The sequence below is a fragment of the Clavibacter michiganensis genome (assembly GCF_016907085.1).
Classification (GTDB): Bacteria; Actinomycetota; Actinomycetes; order Actinomycetales; family Microbacteriaceae; genus Clavibacter; species Clavibacter michiganensis_O.
In genome coordinates this window covers 2,158,561-2,181,505 of record NZ_JAFBBJ010000001.1, presented here as the reverse complement: position 1 = coordinate 2,181,505, position 22,945 = coordinate 2,158,561, and the positions used below count along the sequence as shown (strand labels likewise).

The window sequence follows — 22,945 nt, the reverse complement described above, 5'->3', positions numbered from 1 at the left end:
GAGCGCTGGCCCGGATCAGTCCGGCGCGACGCCCGCCCGGTGCGCGAGCAGCGCGGCGCCCACGAGGCCGGCGTCGTTCCCCCGGCTCGCCGCGATGATCTCCGTGTCGAGGTGCAGGAACCCCTCGAAGCGCGCGAACTCGTGCGCCGCCGCGCCGCCCACCACGATGAGGTCGGGGGACATGATCGACTCGAGGTGCCGGTAGTACCGCTCCAGCCGCGCCGCCCACGCCTCGAAGGTCAGCCCCTCGCGTCGCACCGCGGAGAACGCGGCCTGCATCTCGTAGTCGCCGCCGTCGATGTGCACGTGGCCGAGCTCGCTGTTCGGGATCAGCGTGCCGTCGTGCAGCAGCGCGGTGCCGATCCCCGTGCCGAGCGTGGTGAGGATCACGAGGCCGCCGCGGCCCTGCAGCACGCCGTACTCGAGCTCCGCCACCCCCGCGGCGTCGGCGTCGTTGACCGTGAGCACGTCGATCCCGCTGCGCTCGCGGATGGCGGTGCGCGCGTCCATCCCGAGCCAGCGGTCGGAGATGTGGGCCGACGAGCGCACGATCCCGTCCCGCACGATGCCGGGGACGCCGACGCCGACGGGCAGGTCCTCGTCGGGCGTCAGCTCCAGCACGATCTCGGCGATCACGTCCGCGATGTCCTCGGGCTCGCCGCCGACGGGCTTCGCCACGGTCATGCGCTCGGTGAGCCGGATCCCCGTGGTGACGTCGACGATCCCCGCCTTGAGCGTCGTGCCGCCGATGTCGATGCCGAGCGCCAGCCGGTCGCGTCGGGTGAGCGCCTCCGCGGCGCCCTCGGGGGCGGCGACGACGGCGCGGTCGACGGGGATGAAGCCGCCTGCCGTCCGGCCGCTCTCGGAGGCGGGCCGCGGCGCGGTCTCGGGCTGGGGCACGGCGGGGCCTCTCGGTTGCGGATTGCGGTACGCGGGGCGCGGGTGCGCGTCGCGCGGAGCGGCGGATCGGGCGGACCCGACGCGCGGATCCGGGCCGTCGGCCGCGGGGCCGACGCGCTTCAGAACGCCCGGTTCGCGTAGACGATCCCGCAGGCCACGCCCACGGCGCAGACGACCGCGAGCCCGACGACCGCACCGGCCGCCGCGGCGGCCAGACGGGGGAGGGGACTCGTCACCCGTCGAGCCTAGGCCAGCGCGACATGGCCGTCACCGCGCGCTCCGGCCGAGCATCCGCCCAGGAACCCACCGAGTAGGCTGGCTCCCGATGGAGAGTGAGGCTGCCGTGTCCGAGGACGAGCTGACGTTCCGGGCGGCGTACTGGCCCGTGCTCCTCCTGCGCGCACTGCCCGCCCTCGCGCTCGCCGCGTTCATCACCTTCTCCAGCGACCACTCGCCGGCCCTCGGCCTCGTGGCGTTCGGCGTCTTCGCGATCCTCTCCGGCCTGATCACCGCGGGCCTCGGCGCGCGGACTCTCCGCGGTCCCGCCGCGCGCCTCCGCACGAGCGCCGTGGCCCAGGGCGCGATCACGGTCGTCGCCGGGGTCGCCGCGCTGCTCGCCCGCGACGGGGGCGTGCTCGTGCTCCTCTACGTCGTGAGCGTCTGGGCCGTCGTGACCGGGTTCCTGGAGCTCGTCGCCGGCCTGCGCTCCCGCGGCCGCGTGCCGGGCGCCACCGACGCGATCACCGCCGGCGCGCTCACCGTGGTGCTCGCCGTCGCCTTCCTCCTGGTGCCGCCGGACCTCGTCGTCCAGTACGGCGGGGTCGAGCAGCGCGAGGGCCAGCTCACCGCGCCCGTCGTGGCCGTCGGGCTGCTGGGCGCCTACGCGGCGATCGTCGGGGTCTTCCTGGTCATCGCCGCCCTGAGCATGAAATGGGGCACATCCACGCCCACCGCGACCTCCGCGGCGGACGCCCCCCGGACCACCGAGAGCGCGAGCTGACCGTGACTTCCAACATCCGCAAGGACCGCATGCGCCCCGCCGAGCTGCTCGGCATCGCCGCGGCCCTCGCCGCGTTCGTCGGCCTCATCGTCGGCCTCAGCACGCGGCCCGCCGACGCCCAGGGCTGGACGGTCGTGATCGTCTTCACGGGCGTCGCCTTCATCGGCGCCCTCGTGATGCTCGCCATGCTCGCCCTGTCGTTCAAGCCGAACCGCGACGAGCTGCAGGACATGGACGAGCAGGACCACCCGGATCGGCCGACGCGGCACTGAGCCGCCGGGATCCGCTCCGGCTCGATCTCCCCCGCTGAGCCCCGCCGGGATCCCCGCCTCGACGGGGATCCCGATGCCCGGCCTCAGAGGATGTGGTCGACCAGCTGCGACGCCAGCCCCGCGTACCCGGCCGGGGTCAGCTCGAGCAGCCGCGCCTTGGCGGCGTCCCCGATGTCGAGCCCGGAGACGAACGCCCGCATCTCGTCGCGTCCGACGCGCTTGCCGCGCGTGAGCTCCTTGAGCACCGCGTACGGGTCGCTGATGGAGCTGCGCCCCGCGACGATCTCCGCGCGGATGACCGTCTGGATGGCCTCGCCGAGGATCTCCCAGTTGGCGTCGAGGTCGGCCGCGAGCAGCGCCCGGTCGACGTCGATCTCGAGGAGCCCGCGCCCGATGTTGTCGAGCGCCAGCAGAGAGTGCCCGAGCGCGACGCCGACGTTGCGCTGCGTCGTGGAGTCCGTGAGGTCGCGCTGCAGCCGGGACGTGACGAGCGTGGACGCCAGCGAGTCGAGCAGCGCGTCCGACAGCTCGAGGTTCGCCTCGGCGTTCTCGAACCGGATGGGGTTGATCTTGTGCGGCATCGTGGACGAGCCGGTCGCTCCCGCCTGCGGGATCTGCCGGAAGTACCCCATGGAGATGTAGGTCCACACGTCGGTGCACAGGTTGTGCAGCACGCGGTTGACGTGCGCGATGCGCGTGTAGAGCTCGGCCTGCCAGTCGTGCGACTCGATCTGCGTGGTGAGCGGGTTCCACACGAGCCCGAGCGACGTGACGAAGGCGCGTGACTCGGCGGGCCAGTCGACGTCGGCGTCGGCGGCGAGGTGCGCCGCGAACGTGCCCGTGGCGCCGCTGAACTTGCCGAGCACCTCGACGTCCTCCACGTCGGCCCGCAGGCGCTCGAGCCGGTGCACGAACACCGCGAGCTCCTTGCCGAGCGTGGTGGGCGTGGCCGGCTGCCCGTGCGTGCGCGACAGCATGGCGTCGTCGCGGAAGAGGAGGGCCCGCTCGCGCAGCGCGCCGATGACGGAGACCAGCTTCGGCAGCCACACCTCGCGCACGGCCCGGTCGATGACGAGCGCGTAGGAGAGGTTGTTGATGTCCTCGCTCGTGCAGGCGAAGTGCGTGAGCTCGGCGACGTGCCCGAGGCCGAGCTCCTCCAGGCGGTCACGCACGAAGTACTCGACGGCCTTCACGTCGTGCCGGGTGACGGCCTCGACGCGGGCGAGCGCGTCGATCTGCTCCTGCCCGAAGCCCGCGACGACCTCGCGCAGCGCCGCCTTCTGCGCGTCCGTGAACGGCGAGGAGGAGAGGAGCGACCGGTCGGTGAGGTGGATGAGCCACTCGATCTCGACGTGGATGCGCGCCCGGTTGAGGCCCGCCTCCGAGAGGTGCTCGCCGAGCTCGGTGACGACGGGGGCGTAGCGGCCGTCGAGGGGGCTCAGCACCTGCGGGGGCAACGGGCTCATGCGGGGGGATCTCCTAGCTGGGGGGACGGATGCCGGGCTCCACCTGCGCGAGGAGGGCCCGGGCGGCTCGGTCTATCATCCCAAGAACCCGATCGAACATCGCCGCGTCCGTGTAGTACGGGTCGGGCACGTCCCGCAGGTGGGCCTGTGGAGGATCGAACGACAGCAGCAGGTGGATCTTCGCCCGGTCCGCCTCCGTGCGGGCCCACTGGCGCAGCGTCCGCTCCTGACCGCGGTCGAACACGACCACCAGGTCGAGGTCGGGCAGCGTGTCCGGGTCGAACTGCTTGGCGCGGTGCGCGGATCCCGAGAGGCCCCGCCGGTCGAGCGCGGCGAGCGTGCGCGCGTCCGCCTGCTCGCCCACGTGCCAGTCGCCCGTCCCGGCGCTCGTCACCGAGACGCGGTCCGCGAGCCCGGCGCGCTGCACCAGGTCCCGGAACACGACCTCCGCCATGGGGGAGCGGCAGATGTTGCCGGTGCAGACGAAGGCGATCCGGAAGACGGGTGGAGCCGTCGCGGCCGGAGAGTCGGGGGCTCCCATGCGCTCATTCTGTCGGCTGCGGTCCCTCCCCACACCCCCGGATGCCTCCCCGTCCCCCGGATGCGGCGTGCGGCGGCCCGCTGTCTCCGCCTCCGAGCACGATGCGGCACGACGGGAGAGGACGGGATGCGATGCGGGGACAGCCGGGCGGATGGGGAGCGGGCGGCGGCGATCCGCTCGGAGGGACGGGCGCGGAGGGCGGCGGCACACCCGGCCAGCTCCGCGCCGAGGCGCTGACGCGCGCGCATGCGCTCGCCGCCGTGGCCGACGCGGTGGCGGAGACGCACCGCGGCATCGCGTCCTGCCGGGACGACCCGTCGTGGTCCGGACGCGCGCACGACGCGTTCATCCGCGCCCTCGACGACCTCGCCGGCCGCGTCGCCCTCGCCGGCACCCTCCTCCACGACGTCCATCCGAACGCCGCCTCGGCTCCCGGCTGCCCCGGAGCGCACCTGTGAACGCGGTCGCGGGGCTCACCGTCACCGAGGGAGGCGGCACCGCCGTCGAGACGGACGACCTCACGCGCATCGCCGGGCGGCTCGACGACGAGGCCGGGCGGCTCGACGACCATGCCCGCGCGCTGGCCCTGCCGCCGCTGGTGGCCACGATCACGGGCGCCCACGACGCGAGCCTCGACGCCCCGCGCGGTCTCCTGGCGTCCGCCGCTCACGACGCGCGGGCGCTCGCCGCCGACCTGCGTCGCGTCGCCGCCGAGTACGCGGACGGGGAGCGGGACGTCGACCGCTGCGTGCGATCCGCCGCGGGCGACGGTGCGGCGGATGCGGGTCGTGCGTCTGCGGGCGAGCCCCTCCGGATCCTGCTGCCCGTCGTCGTCCGGGACGTGGTGTCGGACATCGCGGCCGTGGCTACGCGCTTCCTGCCGGACCGCCCGGCCGGGGACGACGGCGTTCGGGAGACGACCGCGGGCCTCCTCGCCGCGCTGGGAGCCCTCGGGTTCCTGCGCGACGCGCCCGCCGTCGTCCACGCCCGCCGCGACGCCGTCCGCCCGGCGCCGACGAGCCTGGAGGACCTCGCCGACCGGATCCCCGACCCGGTCCCCGGCACCCCGCAGATGCGCGTCGAGGAGTACCGCGCTCCGGACGGCCGCCGTCGCTTCGTCGCGTACCTCGGCGGCATGCTGACCCTGGATCCGCGCACCGGCCGCGAGGACTTCGGGCCGGCCTCGGCAGCGGCCGCGCTCGCCACCGAGGGCGGGTCCGCCGTGCACGCGGCGGAGACGGCGCTCCGCGAGGCCGGCGCGACCGCGGAGGACGAGGTCTACGTCGTCGGCTACTCGATGGGCGGGATCCTCGCGCGGTCGGTGGGCGACGCCCCGGGCCTCCACGTGACCCATGAGCTCACGTTCGGCTCGCCGGTGGGGCAGCTGCCGATCCGCCAGGGGATCGACGGCGTGGCGGTGGAGCACACGGACGACCCCGTCCCGGCGCTCGGGGGCGTGCGCCCGTCCGACGGCGACGCGGGCGACGACGTCGTGGTGCGCGCACCCGCCTTCGCGCCGACGGTGCCTGCGGGCGTCCTGGACGCGCACGATCTGGGCACCTATCGTGCGACGGCGACCGAGATGGACGCCTCGCGCTCTCCGCTCCTGGAGCGGGCGCGCGACGAGCTCCGCGGGTTCCTCGACGGGGCGACGCCGGTCGCGTCCCACCTCTACCGGGCGGAGCGGACCCCGCTCACCCCGCCAGGCGGATCGGGGGGTGGGATGTGACGCCCGGCTCAGGCCCTCGAGGTCACCGGTCGGAGCACGAGACCCACCAGCCAGCTGAAGAACGCCATCAGCAGGGCGCCGAGCACGCCCCACCAGAAGCCCTCGACAGTGAGACCGAAGCCGAGCGCGTCGGAGATCGCGGCCACGAGGAGGAAGAGCAGCCCGTTGACGATGAGCGCGATGAGACCGAGCGTGAGGATGTAGAGGGGGAACGCCACGATGCGGATGGCGGTGCCGATCACGCCGTTCACGACGCCGAAGATCGCGCCGAGCAGCAGGTAGGTGAGCACGGTGGCCGTGGTGTCGCCCGGTTCGTAGGCGGTCACGACGGTGCCGGAGACGATGAGCGTGGTGAGCCAGAGCGCGACGGCGTTGACGACCACGCGGACGAGGAATCGGGGCATGCGCCGATCCTCGCAGACGCCGCCCCGGCGGACCATGGGCCGCGCGGTGGGGCGCCCGTAGAATCGCCCGGTGATCCCCGAACCCGCCGCCCCCGTCCGGCTCCGCCCCGCCATCGCCGCCATGGTCGCGTACCGCCAGGGCAAGCCGGCTGGCGAGGACGACTTCAAGCTCTCCAGCAACGAGAACCCGTTCGACCCGCTGCCCTCGGTGCTCGCGCGCATCGACCAGGTGCGCGATGTGAACCGCTACCCCGACGCGGGCGCGACCCTGCTGCGGACCGCGCTCGCCGAGCGCTTCGGGGTCACGGTCGACCACGTGCACGCGGGTGCCGGATCCGTGGCGATCCTCTCGCAGCTCATCACGGCGGCGGCGGGCCCCGGCGACGAGGTCGTCCACGCCTGGCGCTCCTTCGAGGCGTACCCCACCCTCATCACGGTCGCGGGCGCCACGGGCGTCCCCGTCCCGAACCTGCCGGACCACTCGCACGACATCGACGGCATGATCCGGGCCCTCACCGACCGCACGCGCGTCGTCATCGTCTGCACCCCGAACAACCCCACCGGCACCCTCGTCACGGAGGCCGACCTCGAGCGCCTCCTCGCGGCCGTCCCGCGCGACGTGCTCGTGCTCCTCGACGAGGCGTACGGCGAGTTCGTCGGCGAGGAGCATGCCCTCGACGGCATGCGCCTCCTCGCCGACCACCCGAACCTCGTCGTCCTCCGCACGTTCTCGAAGGCGTACGGGCTCGCGGGCCTCCGCATCGGCTACGCCGTGGGCCACCCGCGGATCCTCGACGCCGCCCGCTCCGCCGCCATCCCGCTGTCCGTCACGGGCCACGCGCAGCACGCGGCGCTCGCGTCGCTCGAGCACGAGGACGAGCTCCTGGAGCGCGTCGCCGTGCTCGCCCGCGACCGCGACGAGGCCTGGCGCGAGCTCACGGAGCAGGGCTGGGACGTGCCGCGACCGCACGGCAACTTCGTCTGGCTGGCCACGGGCGCCGAGACCGCCGAGGTGGAGGCGCAGCTCGCGGCCGCCGGGCTCGTGGTGCGCGCGTTCGGGTCCGAGGGGATCCGCGTCACCATCGGGGAGCCCGCCTCTGTCCGGAAGCTACTGAACGCCTCGGCGGGAATTGTCCGGGGGCTGCCGGAGGGCCACCCGGCGCGCCGGTAGGTTGGGACGATGCCGGAAAGCGATGTGACGGTCCAGCTCCTGACCCCCACGGGCGAGCTCGCACCGAGCGACTCCGCCGAGGAGTTCCTCCCGTACTTCGAGCGACTCACGGAGGACGACCACCGCGGCTTCCTCCGCGACATGCGCCTCACGCGGGCGTTCGACCTCGAAGCGACGAACCTGCAGCGCCAGGGCCACCTCGGCCTCTGGGCGCCGAGCACCGGCCAGGAGGCGGCGCAGGTCGGATCCGGCCGTGCCACCCGCCCGCAGGACCACGTGTTCCCCGCCTACCGCGAGCACGGCGTCGCCCTCATCCGCGGCGTCGACCCGGTCGACATCGTGCGCCTCATGCGCGGCGTCACCCACGGCGGCTGGGATCCGGCGGTGGCGAACTTCCACCTCTACACGCTGGTCATCGGCTCGCAGGCGCTGCACGCCACGGGCTACGCGATGGGCGTCGCGTTCGACGGCGACGTCGCCACAGGGGATCCCGATCGCGACACCGCGGTCATCGCCTACTACGGCGACGGCGCCACCAGCCAGGGCGACGTGAGCGAGGCGTTCGTCTTCGCCGCGAGCTTCCAGACCCCGCAGGTCTTCTTCCTCCAGAACAACCACTGGGCGATCTCGGTGCCGGTCTCCACGCAGTCGCGCACGCCCCTCTACCTCCGGTCGCGGGGCTTCGGCGTGCCGAGCACGCAGGTCGACGGCAACGACGTCTTCGCCAGCTACGCGGTCACGGCCAAGCACCTCGACGACGCGCGGAACGGCGGCGGCCCCTCCTTCATCGAGGCGCTCACCTACCGCGTCGGCGCGCACACCTCGAGCGACGACCCCACGAAGTACCGCACGGACGAGGAGCTGCAGGGCTGGGTCGCGAAGGACCCCATCGCCCGCCTCGAGGCGTATCTGCGCGACCAGGGCGCGCCGCAGTCCCTCTTCGACGGCATCGACGAGGAGGCCAAGGACCTCGCCGCCGACGTCCGCCGCCGCACCATCGAGCTGACGAGCCCGGCGCTGCCCGGCATCTTCGACCACGTCTACTCGGAGCCGCACCCCGTCACGACGGAGCAGCGCGAGTGGCTCGAGCGCTACGAGGCCTCCCTGGAGGGGAACCGATGACCGACACCATCGACCGCGCCGCGACCCCCGCGGGGTCCGACGACGCCGCGACGACCGGCGCGGGAGCCCGCGCCGGCATCGAGAGCATGCCCATGGCGAAGGCGCTCAACGCGGGCCTCCGCCGCGCGCTCGAGGAGGACGACAAGGTCCTGCTCATGGGCGAGGACATCGGCCCGCTCGGCGGCGTCTTCCGCATCACCGAGCACCTGCAGCGCGACTTCGGCGACCGCCGCGTCATCGACACGCCGCTCGCCGAGTCCGGCATCGTCGGCACGGCCATCGGCCTGGCGATGCGCGGCTACCGACCGGTGTGCGAGATCCAGTTCGACGGGTTCATCTACCCGGCCTTCGACCAGATCACGAGCCAGCTCGCGAAGATCACCAACCGGCACGAGGGCGCGATGCGCATGCCCGTCGTGATCCGCGTGCCGTACGGCGGCCACATCGGCGCCATCGAGCACCACCAGGAGAGCCCCGAGGCGTACTTCGCGCACACCCCCGGCCTCCGCGTCGTGAGCCCGAGCACCCCGCACGACGCCTACTGGATGATCCAGGAGGCCATCAAGTCCGACGACCCGGTCATGTTCTTCGAGCCCAAGGCGCGCTACCGGCCGAAGGGCGACGTCGACTTCTCCGCCCCCGGCATCGGCCTGCACGAGAGCCGCGTGGTCCGCTCCGGCACCGACGTCACGCTCGTCGGGCACGGCGCGATGGTCGCGATGCTCCTCCAGGCCGCCGAGCTCGCGGCCGAGGAGGGCACGAGCGTCGAGGTCGTCGACCTGCGCTCGCTGTCGCCCGTCGACTACGGCCCCATCCTCGAGTCGGTGCAGCGCACCGGCCGTCTGGTCGTCGCGCAGGAGGCGCCCGGCCACGTGTCGGTCGGCTCCGAGATCGCGGCGACCGTCACCGAGCGGGCGTTCTACTCGCTCGAGGCGCCGGTGATCCGCGTCTCCGGCTTCGACGCCCCGTTCCCTCCCGCGAAGCTCGAGACGCTGTACCTCCCGGATGCCGACCGCATCCTCGAGGCCGTCGACCGCTCGCTCGCCTACTAGACGCCGCACCCGTCACGACGCCCGCCGCCCGCGCGGCAGAAGAAGAGGACCGCACGATGGCTGATTCCGAGTTCACCCTGCCCGACGTGGGCGAGGGCCTCATCGACGCCGAGATCGTCTCGTGGCGCGTGCAGCCGGGCGACCAGGTGGCGCTCAACCAGGTGATCGTCGAGATCGAGACGGCGAAGTCGCTCGTCGAGCTGCCGAGCCCGTTCGAGGGCACGGTCTCGGGGCTGCTCGTGCAGGAGGGCCAGACGGTCGAGGTGGGCACGCCCATCATCGCGATCGCGCAGGGGTCGCCGACCGTGTCGGCGCCCGCCGAGACGCCGGCCCAGATGGCCCTCCCGGGCGAGACGGTGATCGAGGACGACACGGCCATCGAGAACCGCGAGCCGGCGCCCGCGCCCGCCGCCGAGGAGACCTCGGGCGCGGTGCTCGTGGGCTACGGCACGGTCGGCAAGGTCGCCAGCCGTCGTCGGCGCGCCGAGCCGGGCGATGCCGCGCCCGCCGCCCGCCACGCAGCGCGTCCGGGCGCCCCGGTCGGCGCTCCCGCCGCCCGCGCCCCGCGCCCCGACTCGGTGCCCGCCGCCTCGGCCGTGCCGATCATCGCCAAGCCCCCCATCCGCAAGCTCGCGAAGGACCTCGAGGTCGACCTGGCCGAGGTCGAGGCCACCGGGCTCGTCGGCGAGATCACGCGCGAGGACGTCATCCGCACCGCGCAGCAGGCGAGCGTCTTCAAGAACATCGAGACGCCCGAGTGGCCGGATGCGCGCGAGGAGCGGATCCCCGTCAAGGGCGTCCGCAAGGTCATCGCGGCGGCGATGGTGCAGAGCGCGTTCCAGGCGCCGCACGTGAGCCTGTTCGTCGACGTCGACGCCACGCGCACGATGGAGTTCGTCAAGCGCCTCAAGGCGTCCACCGACTTCGCGGGCGTCAAGGTCTCGCCGCTGCTCATCATGGCGAAGGCGATGATCTGGGCCGTGCGCCGGAACCCCACGGTCAACTCCTCGTGGACCGACCAGGAGATCATCGTCCGCCACTACGTGAACCTCGGCGTCGCCGCCGCGACCCCGCGCGGGCTCGTGGTGCCGAACGTCAAGGAGGCGCAGGCGATGTCGCTGCTGGAGCTCGCCCGCGCGCTCGAGCAGCTGACGCTCACGGCCCGCGACGGCAAGACGACCCCGGCCGACATGGGCCAGGGCACCATCACGATCACCAACATCGGCGTCTTCGGCATGGACACGGGCACGCCGATCCTCAACCCGGGCGAGGTCGCGATCGTCGCGCTCGGCACCATCAAGCAGAAGCCGTGGGTCGTCGACGGCGAGGTGCGCCCGCGCTTCGTCACGACCATCGGGGCGAGCTTCGACCACCGCGTGGTCGACGGCGACGTCGCGAGCCGCTTCCTCGCGGACGTCGCGAGCATCATCGAGGAGCCGGCGCTGCTCCTGGAGTGAGGGGGTCGCCCTCCACAGCGGGGGCGCGATGGTCTTGAGAGTGGTTATCAATACCGTACTGTCGGATCCATGAACCGTCGCCCCCTCACCGCCCTGCTCGCCGTCTCGCTCCTCGCCGTCCCCCTCGCGGGCTGCGCCTCCGGATCCGGGGCGCCCTCCGACGGCGCGTCGGCGTCCGCGTCCGGCGGCGGCACGCTCGAGGTCGTCGCCTCGACCGACGTCTACGGCGACATCGCGCAGCAGATCGGCGGCGACGACGTCAAGGTCACGTCCATCATCGACAGCCCCGACAAGGACCCGCACGAGTACCAGGCCACCTCGCGCGACCAGCTGGCGCTCTCCACGGCCGACGTCGTGATCCAGAACGGCGGCGGCTACGACGACTTCGTCGACACGATGGTCAAGGCGCTCCCGGGCGGCAAGAGCCCCGTCCTCCTCAACGCGGTCGACATCTCCGGCTTCGACCAGAAGCCGGCCGAGGGCGAGCTCAACGAGCACGTCTGGTACGACATGCCCACGATGAAGAAGCTGGCCGAGGAGATCGAGCAGGCGTTCTCGAAGGCCGACAGCGCGGGCGCCGCGACGTTCGAGGCCAACGAGCAGGCCTTCACGGCGAAGCTCGACACCATCGCCCAGGCCGAGGCCGCCGCCAAGTCGGCCGGCACCGGGAAGGGCGTCGCGATCACCGAGCCCGTGCCGCTCTACATGACGAGCGCCATGGGCCTCGAGAACCGCACGCCGGACGAGTTCAGCGAGGCGGTCGAGGAGGGCACCGACGTGCCGGCCGACGTGCTCAAGGAGACGCTCGCGCTCTTCTCCGAGAAGAAGGTCGCCGCGCTCGTCTACAACTCGCAGACCACGGGCGCCACGACCGACCAGGTCGTCGCCGCCGCGAAGGCCGCCGGCGTCCCGGTCGTGCCGGTCACGGAGACCCTGCCCGCCGACCTGCCCACGGGCAGCGGGTACGTTGAGTGGATGACCGAGAACGTCGACGCCGTGGCCTCCGCCATCAAGGGATCGTGACCGGCGCTCCCGTCCTGAGCCTCCGGGACGCGACGCTCGCGTTCGGGGCGCGCACCCTCTGGAGCGGACTCGACCTCGACGTGGCGCCCGGCGAGTTCGTCGCGGTCCTCGGTCCGAACGGATCCGGCAAGACCAGCTTCCTCAAGTCCGTCCTCGGCGCCCAGCGCCTCACGTCGGGGGAGATGCGCTTCCTCGACGAGCCGGTGCGCCGCGGCGCGCGGCGCATCGGCTACATCCCGCAGCAGAAGCTCATCACCGCGGCGACGCCCGTGCGGGCGCGCGACCTCGTCGGCTTCGGCGTCACCGGCCATCGCTGGGGGCTGCCGATCAGCCGGCGCGCCGAGCGCGCCCGCATCGACGAGCTGCTCGACGCGGTCGGCGCCACGGCCTACGCGGACGCCCCGGTCGCGACCCTCTCGGGCGGCGAGCAGCAGCGCCTGCGGGTGGCCCAGGCCCTGGCGTCGGATCCACGGCTCCTCCTCTGCGACGAGCCGCTCCTCAGCCTCGACCTCGGCCACCAGCGCGTGGTCAGCGAGCTCATCGACCGGCACCGCAGGGAGACCGACGCGGCGGTCGTCTTCGTCACCCACGACGTCAATCCCGTGCTCGACATGGTCGACCGGGTGCTCTACCTCGTGGGCGGCCGGTTCCGCATCGGCACGCCCGACGAGGTGCTCGACTCCGAGGTGCTGAGCTCGCTCTACGGCACGCCCGTCGACGTGGTGCGCGTACGCGGCCGCGTCGTCGTCGTCGGCGCCACCGACGACCCGCACGGCCACCACTCGCACGCCTACGAGGACCACGACGAGCACGGCGACCACGGGCCGCACGGCCTGCACGCCGCCGAGGCCGCCGGCTCGACCGACGGGAGGGCCGCGTGATCCACCTGCTCGCCGACGCGGGCGACGTCTGGTCGCGCCTGTTCGACTTCTCCGACTACGGCGCGCTCGTCGCGCTGCTGCGGAACAGCATCATCGCGGGTGCCGTGCTCGGCGTCGTCGGCGGCCTCATCGGCGTCTTCGTCATGACGCGCGACCTCGCGTTCGCGGTGCACGGCGTGAGCGAGCTCTCGTTCGCGGGCGCGGCGGCGGCGCTGCTGCTCGGCGTCAACGTCGTCGGCGGGTCCCTGGTGGGCTCTCTGGTCGCCGCCATCGCCATCGGCGTGCTCGGCACGCGCGCGAAGGACCGCAACTCGATCATCGCCGTCATCATGCCGTTCGGCCTGGGCCTCGGGATCCTGTTCCTCGCCCTCTACGACGGCCGCGCGAGCAACAAGTTCGGCCTGCTCACGGGCCAGATCGTCTCGGTCGACAACCCGCAGCTCGGCTACCTCGTCGCGATCAGCGCCGTCGTCATCCTCGGCCTCGCGGTCGTCTGGCGGCCGCTGATGTTCGCGAGCGTCGACCCCGACGTGGCCGCGGCCCGCGGCGTGCCCGTGCGCCTGCTCTCCATCGTGTTCATGGTCCTGCTCGGGCTGGGCACCGCGGTCTCCATCCAGATCGTCGGCGCGCTGCTCGTGCTCTCGCTGCTCGTCACGCCCGCGGCCGCCGCGATGCGCGTCTCCTCGACGCCGCGGGTGGTCGTCTCGCTCAGCGTGCTGTTCGCGCTCGCGAGCATCGTCGGCGGCATCATGCTCGCGCTCGGCAGCAGCATCCCCATCAGCCCCTACGTCACCACCATCTCGTTCACGATCTACCTGGTCTGCCGCGGCATCGACGCCCTCCGGGCGCGCAGCGGCACGTCGGGTGGGACGCGTACCCTGGCGGGGCGGGGAGGATCGCCCGCCGGGAGGGCACGGGCATGAAGCGGAACACGTGGCAGCGCGAGGCCGTCCGGCAGGCGCTGGACGCATCGACCGAGTTCGTGAGCGCGCAGCGGCTCCACGCGCGCCTGCACGACGCGGGATCCCCGATCGGCCTGGCCACCGTCTACCGCGCGCTCGGCGACCTCGCCGCCGAGGGCGACGCCGACTCGCTGCAGTCGCCCGACGGGGAGGCGCTCTACCGCACGTGCGCCACGGGCGGCCACCACCACCACCTCATCTGCCGCGTGTGCGGGAAGACCGTCGAGATCGCGGCCGACGAGGTCGAGTCGTGGGCGCACGACGTCGCCGCGCGCAACGGCTTCACCGCGCCGAGCCACGTGGTCGACGTGTTCGGGCTCTGCGCCGAGTGCACACGCCGCGCGGCCGAGGCGACGAACGGGCCGACGGCGACCACGGCCGAGGCCTCCGCATCCGCATGATCCCGGGCCCCCGGCTTGCGCCCGGGCGTGTCGTCGCGTAGCCTCGATCCTTGGCCGAGCGGCTCATCCGCTCGCATGTGCGCCCGCTGTCCCTCCCGAGGGGCGGATCCCCTTCTCTCGAGATGCGGGACGGGCGTGCCGACAAGAAATCTTGGGTAGGGCGGTCTCGCCCTACGGTACCTACGGAGGAAACCATGGCAGCAACCTGCCAGGTGACCGGCGCCGTCCCCGGCTTCGGACACAACATCTCGCACTCGCACCGGCGCACCAAGCGCCGCTTCGACCCGAACGTGCAGAAGAAGACGTACTACGTCCCCTCGCTGCGTCGCAACGTCAAGCTCACGCTCTCCGCGAAGGGCATCAAGGTCATCGACGCCCGCGGCATCGAGTCCGTCGTCAAGGACATCCTCGCTCGTGGGGTGAAGATCTAATGGCCAAGCAGCAGGACGTCCGTCCGATCATCAAGCTCCGCTCGACGGCTGGCACCGGGTACACCTACGTGACCCGCAAGAACCGCCGCAACAACCCCGACCGCCTCGTGCTGAAGAAGTACGACCCGGTCGTCCGCAAGCACGTCGACTTCCGCGAGGAGCGCTAACCATGGCCAAGAAGAGCAAGATCGCCCGCAACGAGCAGCGCAAGGTCATCGTCGAGCGGTACGCCGCGAAGCGCCTCGAGCTGAAGAAGGCCCTCGTGGACCCGAACGGCACCGACGAGAGCCGCGAGGCGGCCCGCGCCGGCATCCAGCGCCTCCCGCGCGACGCCTCGCCCGTCCGCGTCCGCCAGCGTGACGGCATCGACGGCCGCCCCCGCGGCAACCTGTCGAAGTTCGGCATCTCCCGCGTGCGATTCCGTGACATGGCCCACCGCGGCGAGCTTCCGGGCATCACGAAGTCCAGCTGGTAGGTTCCAAGCGGCCGTACGGCCGAACGGACCGCTGATGGCCTCTTCGGCTCGCACGGTCCGCTGACGTAGACAGATCCCATCCACCACACGGCCGCTCGCGAAGAACGGCACCAGGTCCGAGGAGGACACCCATGGCTGACAAGTCACTCAACCGCACCGAGCTCGTTGCCGCCGTCGCCGCGGAGTCGGGCCAGAGCCAGGCCGCCGTCAACGGCGTCCTGGACGCGCTCTTCTCCACCGTCGCGACCAACGTCGCCGACGGCGTCAAGGTCACGATCCCGGGCTGGGTCGCGTTCGAGCAGACGGCTCGCGCCGCGCGCACGGGCCGCAACCCGCAGACGGGCGAGCCCCTCGAGATCAAGGCGTCCAAGGGCGTTAAGGTCTCCGCCGGCAGCAAGCTCAAGGCCGCCGTCAAGTAGTCCTCCTCACCACACGCCCAGCGGGGGCGCCGACTCCGGTCGGCGCCCCCGCTGTCGCGTTCCCGGGCGGCGCTCCGGCGGCCAGCCGGCCGTCAGCAGGCGGGAGCTAGGCTGATCCCCTCATGCCCAGACTCCTCCGCGTCGCGGGGCCCGCCGCCCTCGTCATCGTCGCGTTCCTCTCGCTGCTGGCCGCGCTCGCCATCGGCGGAGGCGCCGCCCCGCAGCTGCTCGAGGACGCGGGTCCCGTGGTCCGCTACGGCCTGCCCGCCGCGAAGATGATGGTCAACCTCTCGGCGGCCACGGCCATCGGCGCGCTCCTGCTGGCCGCGTTCGCCCTGTCGCGCCAGCGCCCCGAGTACGGCCGCGCGCTCGACATCGCGGCCGCCGGCGCCGCCCTCTGGACGGTGGCCTCCGCGATCACCGCCTTCTTCACCTTCCTCAGCGTCTCGGGCACCGCCTTCTCGTTCAGCGCGGAATTCGGCACGAGCCTCGGCCTGGTGCTGACGCAGATCTCCGTGGGCCAGGCGTGGCTCGCGACCACGCTGATCGCCGCGACCGTCACGGTGCTGTGCTTCGCGGTGCGCAACCACACCGCCATCGCGTTCGTGCTCGTGATCGCGGTCGGCGGCCTCGTGCCCATGGCGCAGCAGGGCCACGCGGGCGGCACCGAGGGGCACGACGCCGCGGTCAACGCGCTCGGCCTGCACCTCGTGTTCGCCGCCGTCTGGCTCGGCGGGCTGCTCACCATGGTGCTGCTGCGGTCGAAGCTCGACGGCGACCGGCTCGTGCCGGTGCTGCGCCGCTACTCGGCGGTCGCGCTCGTGTGCTTCGTGGTCGTGGCGGCATCCGGGTACGTCAGCGCGGAGATCCGCGTCGGCACGCTCGACCGGCTGCTCACCGCTTACGGGCTGCTGGTGCTCATCAAGGTGGCGGCGCTCCTCGCGCTGGGGCTCTTCGGCGCCGCGTACCGGCGCGTGCTCATCGGGCGTCTCGAGGAGCGCGGATCCGCGGCGCGCGGGCCGTTCTGGTGGCTCGTGACCGCCGAGCTCGCCTTCATGGGCGTCGCGTCCGGCGTGGCCGCCGCGCTCGCCCGCACGGCCCCGCCCGTGAGCCAGGTCGTCGTGACGCAGCTGCCGGATCCGACGCCCGCGCAGATCCTCACCGGCGAGCCCCTGCCGCCCGAGCTCACGCCCATGCGCTACCTCACGGAGTGGAACTTCGACCTGCTCTGGATCCTGCTGTGCGCCTTCGGGATCTTCTTCTACCTGGCGGGTGTCCACCGCCTGCGGAAGCGCGGCGACGCGTGGCCCGTGCACCGCTCGATCCTCTGGGTCGCCGGCATGATCGGCCTCTTCTACATCACCAACGGCGGCGTGAACGTCTACCAGAAGTACCTCTTCAGCTCGCACATGCTGGCGCACATGGTGCTCGCCATGGTCATCCCGCTGCTGCTCGTGCCGGGTGCTCCCGTCACGCTCGCGATGCGCGCCATCCGGAAGCGCCAGGACGGCAGCCGCGGCGGCCGCGAGTGGATCCTCATGGCCGTGCACTCCCGGTTCGCGTCGTTCGTGGGCCACCCGATCGTGGCGGCCGTGCTCTTCGCCGGCTCGCTCCTCGTCTTCTACTACTCGCCGCTGTTCAGCTGGGCCACGACCGACCACATCGGGCACCAGTGGATGATCGTGCACTTCCTCATCGTCGGGTACCTCTTCACGCAGAACCTCATCGGCGTCGACCCGATGAAGGTGCGCATCGCGTACCCGATGCGCTTGCTGCTGCTGCTCGCGACCATGGCGTTCCACGCGTTCTTCGGCCTCTCGCTCATGACCGGCACCGGGCTCCTGCTCGCGGACTGGTTCGGCGCGATGGGGCGGCCGTGGGGCGAGTCGGCGCTGGCCGACCAGCAGGCCGGCGGCGGCATCGCGTGGAGCATCGGCGAGATCCCGACGGTGATCCTCGCGATCGTCACGGCGATCATGTGGAGCAAGAGCGACAAGCGCGACTCCGTGCGGTACGACCGCAAGGCCGACCGGGACGGGGACGCCGAGCTCGAGGCGTACAACCGCAACCTCGAGGCGCTGCAGGCCAGCGAGCGGCGCTAGCCGGCGCCGTCCGTCGGGCGGCTCCGGTCAGTCGCGCGCGCCTCCGCTGCGGCGTCGGGCGGCCACGAGCACGGCGACGCCCGCCATCAGCTCCCACGCCGTGACCGTGTAGACGGATCCGCGCTCCCAGACGCCGTCGATCGTCGAGCCGCCGAGGACCTCGAGCAGGGCGAGCGCGACGAGGCCGACGACGCCCAGCCCGACGCTCGCGACGCGGAACCCGCGCGCGACGCCGATGCGGCCGGATCCGAGGCCCGCCGTGATCGAGGCGGCGTTGCCCGCGATGATCGCCATCCCCGCGCCGACCACGTGCATCCAGCCGATGCCGCTGGCCGCGCTCGAGGCGCTGCCGTGGACGAGGCCGACCACCGTGATCCCGACCGCGTGCACCGCGGCGAGGGCGAGGAAGGCGCGACGCGGGCCGGCGCGGAGGGCGCGCGTCGCGATCACGGCGGCCAGCAGGTAGAGCGCGCCCTGGAGGATGAAGCCCGCGTTCATGACCGCGTGGAGCGGCGAGTCGATGGCGCGGCCCTGGAAGACGGCGACGTCCGGGACGCCGAGGTCGCTGATGTAGTTGGCGGAGTAGCTGTAACCGGGGAAGGCGGACGCGGCGACCGCCTCCGTGCCGACGTAGACGACGGCGGCGGCGATCCAGGCGACGCCGGCGGCCGCGGGGATCAGCGGGCGGTGCGGGCTCATGGGGCTCCTTCGGGGACGCACGCGGCGCCGGGTCTCGTCCGTGGCGGATGCGTCCATCCTCCCCGCACCGAGGATCCATTGACACAGCAAAGCACTTTGCATTACAAAGTATCGAGGGCGCGAGCCCGGCGGGCGATGGTCGTCCGCGGAGAGGCGGAGATGGACACCACGACGCACCGGGACGAGGTCGACGACGACGGGCCCGCGCCCGACCCGCGGGAGATGCACGCGCTCATGGAGGACCAGCGGCGGGTCGCGGTCGACGCGCAGATGTCGTTCGTCTGGGTGATGGAGGTCTGCTGGGGCGTCGCGTGGATCCTCGGGTACACGGCCCTCTGGCTCATCGACGGGTCGGACGCGGTGAGCCTGCCCCTGCCGGTGGCCGTCGGGATCTTCGCGGGGCTGATCGCGCTGTCCAGCATCGTGAGCATCGTGCTCGGGATCCGGAACGCCCCGGGCGTGGAGAGCTCGCCCGAGTCGGCCTGGCAGGGGCGCGTCTACGGGATCAGCTGGTCCGTGGCGATGGTCTCGATCTACGTGCTCGGCATCGGCCTCGCGTGGAACGACGCTCCGGACCGCCTGCTCGCGATCTTCTACACGTCCGGCTTCTCGTTCGTCGCCGGGCTCATGCTGCTGTCGACCGCCGCGCTCTTCCGCTCGCGGTCGTCGCTGCTGCTGGGATCGATCCTCGTGCTGGCCGCGCTCGCCGCCCCGTTCGCCGGCTACCCCGGCAACTACCTGGTGATGGCCGTCGTGGGCGGAGGGGCGTACCTCGTGACGGGGATCGTGGCCGCCCTGCTCGCCGGTCGCACGCGCCGCTCGCTGCGAGCCCGCCTTGGCTGAGCTCGACCCGGTCATCCACGCGCAGGCCCGGCTGCGGATCGTGGCCGCGCTCGCGACGCTGGACGCGGGGGAGGCGCTGTCGTTCCCGCGGCTGCAGGAGATCCTCGACATGACGGCCGGCAACCTGTCGACGCACCTCCGGAAGCTCGAGGATCCCGGCTACGTCGAGGTGCGGAAGACGCACGAGGGTCGGCAGCCCGTGACGTACCTCGCGCTCACGACGGTCGGCCGCCGCGCGTTCGAGGACTACCGGCGGGCGCTCACGGCGATGCTCGACGCGTAGGTCCGGAGGCGCCGGGCCGGCGAGACGACGAGACGGCGAGGGCCCGCCGCGCTGCGTGCGCGACGGGCCCTCGGGGATGCGGATCCGGATCAGCTCGTGGCGGTCTCCAGCAGCGGCACGAGCTGGTCGAGCGCGTAGCCGGTGGAGAGCGTGGTGCCGATCGAGTAGGCCGACGAGACGTCGCCGTCGAGGACGATGGAGTGGCCGGCCGCGACCGCGGGGATCGCCTGCCACAGCGGGTCGTCGGTGATGACGGACTTGTCGATGAAGATCGGGAACGCCACGATCACGTCGGCGTCGAGCAGGTCGAGCTGCTCGGAGGAGACGTCGACCGAGAAGCCGCCGGCGTTGACGGGGATCCCCGCGATGGTCGGGCTCTGCTCGAAGCCGAGGCGCTCGAGGAACGCGACGCGCTCGCTGCCCTCGGCGTAGGCGCCCCAGCCCTCGCTGGTCTTGGTGGCGGCGGTGGCCGTCTTGCCCTTCCAGTCCGGGTGCGCGGCCTCGACCTGCTCGAAGCGCTGGTCGACCGCGTCGAGGAGGGCGTCGCCCTGGTCCTCGCGGCCGAGGGCCTCGGCGACCATGTCGACCTGGTCCTCCATGTCGGTGAGGTAGCTGTCGGCGCCCTCGGGCACGCCGATGGTGGGCGCGATCTGCGACAGGCGGTCGTAGCGGGCCTGGTCGCCCGAGCCCTTGGTGTCGAGGATCAGGTCGGGCTTGAGCGCCGCGATCGCCTCGTAGGAGGGCTCGAGCGTCTCGATGATCTGCGGCTTCTGGGTGTAGAGGCCCTGCGCCCACGGGCCGACGCCGTCCGCGTCGGCGCCGAAGCCGAGCCAGTCGGACGCGCCGACGGGCTGGACCCCGAGCGCGAGCGCGGTCTCCGCGTCGCCCCAGCCGAGCGCGACGACGCGCTTCGGCTCGCTCGGCACGGTGACGTCGCCGAACTTCGTGTCGACGGTGACGGGGAAGGCGCCCGTGGCGGATCCCGAGGCGGGCGGCGCGGTGGTGCCCGGGTCGGACGAGGCGGTGCATCCGGTGAGGGCGAGCGTCGCGACGGTGAGCGCGACGAGGGCGGAGCCGGTGGTGGGGAACCTCATGGTGCGGGGCCTCTCGGGTGTGGGGTGACGGACCGGTGTGGATCCCGTCAGGCAAGGGCAGCCTAACCTAAGGGCACGCTAGGCTGTCCGGGCCATGTCGCTCCGGGTCCTCGCGCGCGCCTCCGCCCCCGACGCCCCCGAGGGCCGGGCGCGGAGCGGCCTCTCGCGCTCCGCGGGCCTCCTCCTCGCGCTCGGCGTGCTCGTGCTGGCGGCGCTCGCGAGCATCGCCATCGGCTCGCGCGACATCCCGCTCGGCGCCGTCGTCGACGCGCTCGCCGGCCACCCGCGCGACCCGGCCGAGCTCGTCGTGATCACGGACCTCCGCGTCCCGCGCACCCTCGTCGGCCTCGCCGCGGGGCTCGCGCTCGGGGTCGCGGGCGCGCTCATCCAGGCCGTCACGCGGAACCCGCTGGCGGATCCCGGCATCCTCGGCGTCACCGCCGGCTCGGCGTTCGCGGTCGCCATCGCGACGGGCGTCCTCGGCGTGACCGCCGTGAGCGGTTACCTCTGGTTCGCCTTCGCGGGGGCGCTCGTGGCGGCCGTGGTGGTCTACGTCGTGGGATCCGCAGGACGCGGCGGCGGGGATCCGGTGCGCCTCACGCTCGCCGGCGTCGCCCTCGGCGCGGTGCTCGCGGGCATCACCTCGGGGATGCTGCTGGCCGATCCGCAGGGCTTCAGCGCCATGCGCGCGTGGGAGTCGGGCTCGCTGCAGGACCGCGGCTGGGACGCGCTCCTGCCGGTCGCTCCCTTCCTCGCGGCGGGCGTGCTGCTCGCCGCCCTCATCGCCCGGAGCCTCGACGCGGTGGCGCTCGGCGACGACCTGGCGCGGTCGCTCGGGGCGAACGTCGTCGTGGTGCGGGCCGTGGCCGTGGTCGCGGTGACGCTGCTCGCGGGCGGGGCGACCGCGATGGCGGGGCCGATCGCGTTCGTGGGGTTGATGATCCCGCACATCGCGCGCTGGATCGTGGGGCCCGACCAGCGCTGGATCCTCGCGTACACGATCGTGCTCGCGCCCGTGCTGCTGCTCGCCGCCGACATCGTCGGCCGGATCGTGCTCCGGCCGGCCGAGCTGCCCGCCGGGATCGTGACCGCCGTGCTGGGCGCGCCCGTGCTGATCCTGCTCGTCCGCCGGCAGAGGGCGTCGGGGCTGTGAGCGCGCCCGCCCGCGCCGGCCGCCGCCCGGCCGTGCGCATCCCCGGCACCGTGCGCCTGCCCGTCGTCGGCATCCGGCTGCAGCGACGCGAGGCGCTCGTGGGCGCGGCGCTCGCCGTCGCGATCGTCGCCATCGCGCTCGTGGCGCTCGGCACGGGCGACTTCCCGCTGACCGTGCCCGAGGTGATCCGCGCGATGGCGTTCCCCGACGGCTCGTTCGCGTCGACCATCGTCCTCGAATGGCGCCTGCCGCGCGTGCTCGCCGCGCTCGCGTTCGGCGCCGCGCTCGGGGTCGCGGGTGCCGTGTTCCAGTCGCTCACGCGCAACCCGCTCGGCTCACCCGACATCATCGGCTTCTCGACGGGCTCCTACACGGGCGCGCTGATCGTCACGACGCTCGCTGGCGCGGCCTTCCTGCCCACGGCCGTCGGCGCGCTCGCGGGCGGGCTCGGCACGGCGCTCGTCGTCTACCTGCTCGCGTACCGTGGCGGCGTGCAGGGCTTCCGGCTGATCATCACGGGCATCGCCGTCACCGCCGTGCTGCACGGGGTCAACACGTTCCTGCTGCTGAAGGCGGGCACCGAGGTCGCGATGGCGGCCTCGATCTGGGGCGCCGGATCCCTCGCGCTCGTCGGCTGGGACCGCGCGCTGCCGGCGTTCGTCGCCCTCCTCGTGCTGGCGCCGGCGATCCTGCTGCTCTCCGCGCCGCTGCGGCAGCTCGAGCTCGGCGACGACGCCGCGCGCGCCCACGGGGTGCGGGCCGAGCCGACGCGCCTCGCCCTGCTGATCCTCGGGGTCGCCCTCACGGCCGTCGTGACGGCCGCCGCCGGGCCGATCGCGTTCGTCGCGCTCGCGGCCCCGCAGATCGCCCGCCGCCTCACCCGGAGCGCGGGCCTGCCGCTCGTGCCGGCCGCGCTCACGGGCGGCCTGCTGCTGCTCGCCGCCGACTACGCTGCCCAGCACGCGCTGCCGGGGACGGTGCCCGTGGGCATCGTCACGGTCGTCGTCGGCGGCCTCTACCTGATCGCCCTGCTCGTCCGCGAGGCGGGGCGCCGTGCCTGACCCG

The 22,945-nt window shown here is 73.1% G+C and carries 27 protein-coding genes; 21 read left to right on the top strand and 6 right to left on the bottom strand.

Annotated elements, in window-relative coordinates:
• Nucleotides 1–15: 15 nt before the first annotated feature.
• Nucleotides 16–900, bottom strand: a complete 885-nt coding sequence (gene ppgK, locus JOE38_RS10210) for a polyphosphate--glucose phosphotransferase (RefSeq protein ID WP_204576184.1) — start codon at nucleotides 898–900, stop codon at nucleotides 16–18.
• Between the two features lie 325 nt (nucleotides 901–1,225).
• On the opposite strand from ppgK, the gene JOE38_RS10205 reads away from it, so the two are divergent.
• Complete coding sequence (locus JOE38_RS10205) at nucleotides 1,226–1,900, top strand: DUF308 domain-containing protein (RefSeq protein ID WP_239544800.1); 675 nt, start codon at nucleotides 1,226–1,228, stop codon at nucleotides 1,898–1,900.
• A 2-nt stretch (nucleotides 1,901–1,902) separates the two neighbouring features.
• Nucleotides 1,903–2,172: a hypothetical protein gene (locus tag JOE38_RS10200; RefSeq protein WP_204576183.1), complete on the top strand. Its 270-nt coding sequence runs from the start codon at nucleotides 1,903–1,905 to the stop codon at nucleotides 2,170–2,172.
• A gap of 83 nt (nucleotides 2,173–2,255) precedes the next feature.
• Here JOE38_RS10200 and purB read toward each other — a convergent pair whose 3' ends face one another.
• Both purB and JOE38_RS10190 read right to left on the bottom strand, forming a co-directional pair.
• Nucleotides 2,256–3,638: an adenylosuccinate lyase gene (purB, locus tag JOE38_RS10195; RefSeq protein ID WP_204576182.1), complete on the bottom strand. Its 1,383-nt coding sequence runs from the start codon at nucleotides 3,636–3,638 to the stop codon at nucleotides 2,256–2,258.
• Nucleotides 3,639–3,651: 13 nt separating this feature from the next.
• Complete coding sequence (locus JOE38_RS10190) at nucleotides 3,652–4,179, bottom strand: low molecular weight protein-tyrosine-phosphatase (protein WP_204576181.1); 528 nt, start codon at nucleotides 4,177–4,179, stop codon at nucleotides 3,652–3,654.
• 131 nt (nucleotides 4,180–4,310) lie between these two features.
• On the opposite strand from JOE38_RS10190, the gene JOE38_RS10185 reads away from it, so the two are divergent.
• Nucleotides 4,311–4,637 (top strand): hypothetical protein, encoded by a 327-nt coding sequence (locus JOE38_RS10185; protein ID WP_204576180.1) that lies wholly within the window; start codon nucleotides 4,311–4,313, stop codon nucleotides 4,635–4,637.
• The gene (locus JOE38_RS10180; RefSeq protein ID WP_204576179.1) at nucleotides 4,634–5,908 is read left to right on the top strand and encodes a hypothetical protein; all 1,275 of its coding nucleotides are present in this window, start codon (nucleotides 4,634–4,636) and stop codon (nucleotides 5,906–5,908) included. Before JOE38_RS10185 ends, JOE38_RS10180 begins: the two co-directional genes overlap by 4 nt.
• An 8-nt stretch (nucleotides 5,909–5,916) precedes the next feature.
• Here the strand turns inward: JOE38_RS10180 and JOE38_RS10175 are convergent, their stop codons facing one another.
• A complete protein-coding gene (locus tag JOE38_RS10175; RefSeq protein ID WP_204576178.1) occupies nucleotides 5,917–6,312 on the bottom strand; it encodes a phage holin family protein in 396 nt (131 codons plus the stop codon).
• A 70-nt stretch (nucleotides 6,313–6,382) separates the two neighbouring features.
• Here JOE38_RS10175 and JOE38_RS10170 point away from each other — a divergent pair, with 70 nt between their 5' ends.
• The 13 genes from JOE38_RS10170 (at nucleotide 6,383) to JOE38_RS10110 (ending at nucleotide 17,808) form a co-directional block, all read left to right on the top strand.
• The gene (locus JOE38_RS10170) at nucleotides 6,383–7,483 is read left to right on the top strand and encodes a pyridoxal phosphate-dependent aminotransferase (RefSeq protein ID WP_204576177.1); all 1,101 of its coding nucleotides are present in this window, start codon (nucleotides 6,383–6,385) and stop codon (nucleotides 7,481–7,483) included.
• Between the two features lie 9 nt (nucleotides 7,484–7,492).
• On the top strand, nucleotides 7,493–8,605 hold the full coding sequence (locus JOE38_RS10165; protein WP_204576176.1) for a thiamine pyrophosphate-dependent dehydrogenase E1 component subunit alpha: 1,113 nt from the start codon (nucleotides 7,493–7,495) through the stop codon (nucleotides 8,603–8,605).
• An 86-nt stretch (nucleotides 8,606–8,691) separates the two neighbouring features.
• Nucleotides 8,692–9,657 (top strand): alpha-ketoacid dehydrogenase subunit beta, encoded by a 966-nt coding sequence (locus tag JOE38_RS10160; RefSeq protein WP_043584138.1) that lies wholly within the window; start codon nucleotides 8,692–8,694, stop codon nucleotides 9,655–9,657.
• Nucleotides 9,658–9,713: 56 nt separating this feature from the next.
• Nucleotides 9,714–11,114 carry a dihydrolipoamide acetyltransferase family protein gene (locus JOE38_RS10155; protein WP_204576175.1) on the top strand — a complete coding sequence of 467 codons (1,401 nt, stop codon included), beginning with the start codon at nucleotides 9,714–9,716 and terminating at the stop codon, nucleotides 11,112–11,114.
• A 69-nt stretch (nucleotides 11,115–11,183) separates the two neighbouring features.
• Nucleotides 11,184–12,137, top strand: coding sequence for a metal ABC transporter solute-binding protein, Zn/Mn family (locus JOE38_RS10150; protein ID WP_204576174.1), 954 nt, complete (start codon nucleotides 11,184–11,186; stop codon nucleotides 12,135–12,137).
• Nucleotides 12,134–13,018, top strand: coding sequence for a metal ABC transporter ATP-binding protein (locus JOE38_RS10145; protein ID WP_204576173.1), 885 nt, complete (start codon nucleotides 12,134–12,136; stop codon nucleotides 13,016–13,018). The genes JOE38_RS10150 and JOE38_RS10145 overlap by 4 nt, the downstream gene beginning before the upstream one ends.
• Nucleotides 13,015–13,941, top strand: coding sequence for a metal ABC transporter permease (locus JOE38_RS10140; protein ID WP_204576172.1), 927 nt, complete (start codon nucleotides 13,015–13,017; stop codon nucleotides 13,939–13,941). Before JOE38_RS10145 ends, JOE38_RS10140 begins: the two co-directional genes overlap by 4 nt.
• Entirely contained in the window at nucleotides 13,938–14,381 is a 444-nt protein-coding gene (locus tag JOE38_RS10135; RefSeq protein ID WP_204576171.1) for a Fur family transcriptional regulator, read from the top strand. Before JOE38_RS10140 ends, JOE38_RS10135 begins: the two co-directional genes overlap by 4 nt.
• 194 nt (nucleotides 14,382–14,575) lie before the next feature.
• Nucleotides 14,576–14,812, top strand: coding sequence for a 50S ribosomal protein L28 (gene rpmB / locus JOE38_RS10130; protein WP_012039624.1), 237 nt, complete (start codon nucleotides 14,576–14,578; stop codon nucleotides 14,810–14,812).
• Nucleotides 14,812–14,979, top strand: a complete 168-nt coding sequence (rpmG, locus tag JOE38_RS10125) for a 50S ribosomal protein L33 (protein WP_011187086.1) — start codon at nucleotides 14,812–14,814, stop codon at nucleotides 14,977–14,979. The genes rpmB and rpmG overlap by 1 nt, the downstream gene beginning before the upstream one ends.
• Nucleotides 14,980–14,981: 2 nt before the next feature.
• Nucleotides 14,982–15,287, top strand: coding sequence for a 30S ribosomal protein S14 (gene rpsN, locus JOE38_RS10120; RefSeq protein ID WP_015491493.1), 306 nt, complete (start codon nucleotides 14,982–14,984; stop codon nucleotides 15,285–15,287).
• A gap of 131 nt (nucleotides 15,288–15,418) precedes the next feature.
• The gene (locus tag JOE38_RS10115; RefSeq protein ID WP_012039622.1) at nucleotides 15,419–15,706 is read left to right on the top strand and encodes an HU family DNA-binding protein; all 288 of its coding nucleotides are present in this window, start codon (nucleotides 15,419–15,421) and stop codon (nucleotides 15,704–15,706) included.
• 122 nt (nucleotides 15,707–15,828) lie between these two features.
• Nucleotides 15,829–17,808: a cytochrome c oxidase assembly protein gene (locus tag JOE38_RS10110; RefSeq protein ID WP_204576170.1), complete on the top strand. Its 1,980-nt coding sequence runs from the start codon at nucleotides 15,829–15,831 to the stop codon at nucleotides 17,806–17,808.
• Between the two features lie 27 nt (nucleotides 17,809–17,835).
• Here the strand turns inward: JOE38_RS10110 and JOE38_RS10105 are convergent, their stop codons facing one another.
• Nucleotides 17,836–18,507, bottom strand: a complete 672-nt coding sequence (locus JOE38_RS10105) for a DUF998 domain-containing protein (protein WP_204576169.1) — start codon at nucleotides 18,505–18,507, stop codon at nucleotides 17,836–17,838.
• A 159-nt stretch (nucleotides 18,508–18,666) separates the two neighbouring features.
• Here JOE38_RS10105 and JOE38_RS10100 point away from each other — a divergent pair, with 159 nt between their 5' ends.
• Complete coding sequence (locus JOE38_RS10100; protein ID WP_204576168.1) at nucleotides 18,667–19,350, top strand: hypothetical protein; 684 nt, start codon at nucleotides 18,667–18,669, stop codon at nucleotides 19,348–19,350.
• A complete protein-coding gene (locus JOE38_RS10095; protein WP_204576167.1) occupies nucleotides 19,343–19,633 on the top strand; it encodes a transcriptional regulator in 291 nt (96 codons plus the stop codon). The genes JOE38_RS10100 and JOE38_RS10095 overlap by 8 nt, the downstream gene beginning before the upstream one ends.
• An 89-nt stretch (nucleotides 19,634–19,722) precedes the next feature.
• Here the strand turns inward: JOE38_RS10095 and JOE38_RS10090 are convergent, their stop codons facing one another.
• Complete coding sequence (locus JOE38_RS10090; RefSeq protein WP_204576166.1) at nucleotides 19,723–20,727, bottom strand: iron-siderophore ABC transporter substrate-binding protein; 1,005 nt, start codon at nucleotides 20,725–20,727, stop codon at nucleotides 19,723–19,725.
• A gap of 94 nt (nucleotides 20,728–20,821) precedes the next feature.
• On the opposite strand from JOE38_RS10090, the gene JOE38_RS10085 reads away from it, so the two are divergent.
• Together JOE38_RS10085 and JOE38_RS10080 are read left to right on the top strand one after the other, a co-directional pair.
• Nucleotides 20,822–21,880, top strand: coding sequence for a FecCD family ABC transporter permease (locus JOE38_RS10085; RefSeq protein ID WP_204576165.1), 1,059 nt, complete (start codon nucleotides 20,822–20,824; stop codon nucleotides 21,878–21,880).
• Nucleotides 21,877–22,941 (top strand): FecCD family ABC transporter permease, encoded by a 1,065-nt coding sequence (locus tag JOE38_RS10080; RefSeq protein WP_204576164.1) that lies wholly within the window; start codon nucleotides 21,877–21,879, stop codon nucleotides 22,939–22,941. Before JOE38_RS10085 ends, JOE38_RS10080 begins: the two co-directional genes overlap by 4 nt.
• Nucleotides 22,942–22,945 lie beyond the last annotated feature (4 nt).

Coding starts and splice junctions, on each gene's coding strand:
- JOE38_RS10205 (WP_239544800.1), top strand. CDS start 1,226: ATGGAGAGTGAGGCTGCCGTGTCCGAGGACGAGCTGACGTTCCGGGCG.
- purB (WP_204576182.1), bottom strand. CDS start 3,638: ATGAGCCCGTTGCCCCCGCAGGTGCTGAGCCCCCTCGACGGCCGCTAC.
- JOE38_RS10190 (WP_204576181.1), bottom strand. CDS start 4,179: ATGGGAGCCCCCGACTCTCCGGCCGCGACGGCTCCACCCGTCTTCCGG.
- JOE38_RS10185 (WP_204576180.1), top strand. CDS start 4,311: ATGCGGGGACAGCCGGGCGGATGGGGAGCGGGCGGCGGCGATCCGCTC.
- JOE38_RS10175 (WP_204576178.1), bottom strand. CDS start 6,312: ATGCCCCGATTCCTCGTCCGCGTGGTCGTCAACGCCGTCGCGCTCTGG.
- JOE38_RS10165 (WP_204576176.1), top strand. CDS start 7,493: ATGCCGGAAAGCGATGTGACGGTCCAGCTCCTGACCCCCACGGGCGAG.
- JOE38_RS10160 (WP_043584138.1), top strand. CDS start 8,692: ATGCCCATGGCGAAGGCGCTCAACGCGGGCCTCCGCCGCGCGCTCGAG.
- JOE38_RS10155 (WP_204576175.1), top strand. CDS start 9,714: ATGGCTGATTCCGAGTTCACCCTGCCCGACGTGGGCGAGGGCCTCATC.
- JOE38_RS10150 (WP_204576174.1), top strand. CDS start 11,184: ATGAACCGTCGCCCCCTCACCGCCCTGCTCGCCGTCTCGCTCCTCGCC.
- JOE38_RS10135 (WP_204576171.1), top strand. CDS start 13,938: ATGAAGCGGAACACGTGGCAGCGCGAGGCCGTCCGGCAGGCGCTGGAC.
- rpmB (WP_012039624.1), top strand. CDS start 14,576: ATGGCAGCAACCTGCCAGGTGACCGGCGCCGTCCCCGGCTTCGGACAC.
- rpmG (WP_011187086.1), top strand. CDS start 14,812: ATGGCCAAGCAGCAGGACGTCCGTCCGATCATCAAGCTCCGCTCGACG.
- rpsN (WP_015491493.1), top strand. CDS start 14,982: ATGGCCAAGAAGAGCAAGATCGCCCGCAACGAGCAGCGCAAGGTCATC.
- JOE38_RS10115 (WP_012039622.1), top strand. CDS start 15,419: ATGGCTGACAAGTCACTCAACCGCACCGAGCTCGTTGCCGCCGTCGCC.
- JOE38_RS10110 (WP_204576170.1), top strand. CDS start 15,829: ATGCCCAGACTCCTCCGCGTCGCGGGGCCCGCCGCCCTCGTCATCGTC.
- JOE38_RS10105 (WP_204576169.1), bottom strand. CDS start 18,507: ATGAGCCCGCACCGCCCGCTGATCCCCGCGGCCGCCGGCGTCGCCTGG.
- JOE38_RS10100 (WP_204576168.1), top strand. CDS start 18,667: ATGGACACCACGACGCACCGGGACGAGGTCGACGACGACGGGCCCGCG.
- JOE38_RS10090 (WP_204576166.1), bottom strand. CDS start 20,727: ATGAGGTTCCCCACCACCGGCTCCGCCCTCGTCGCGCTCACCGTCGCG.
- JOE38_RS10085 (WP_204576165.1), top strand. CDS start 20,822: ATGTCGCTCCGGGTCCTCGCGCGCGCCTCCGCCCCCGACGCCCCCGAG.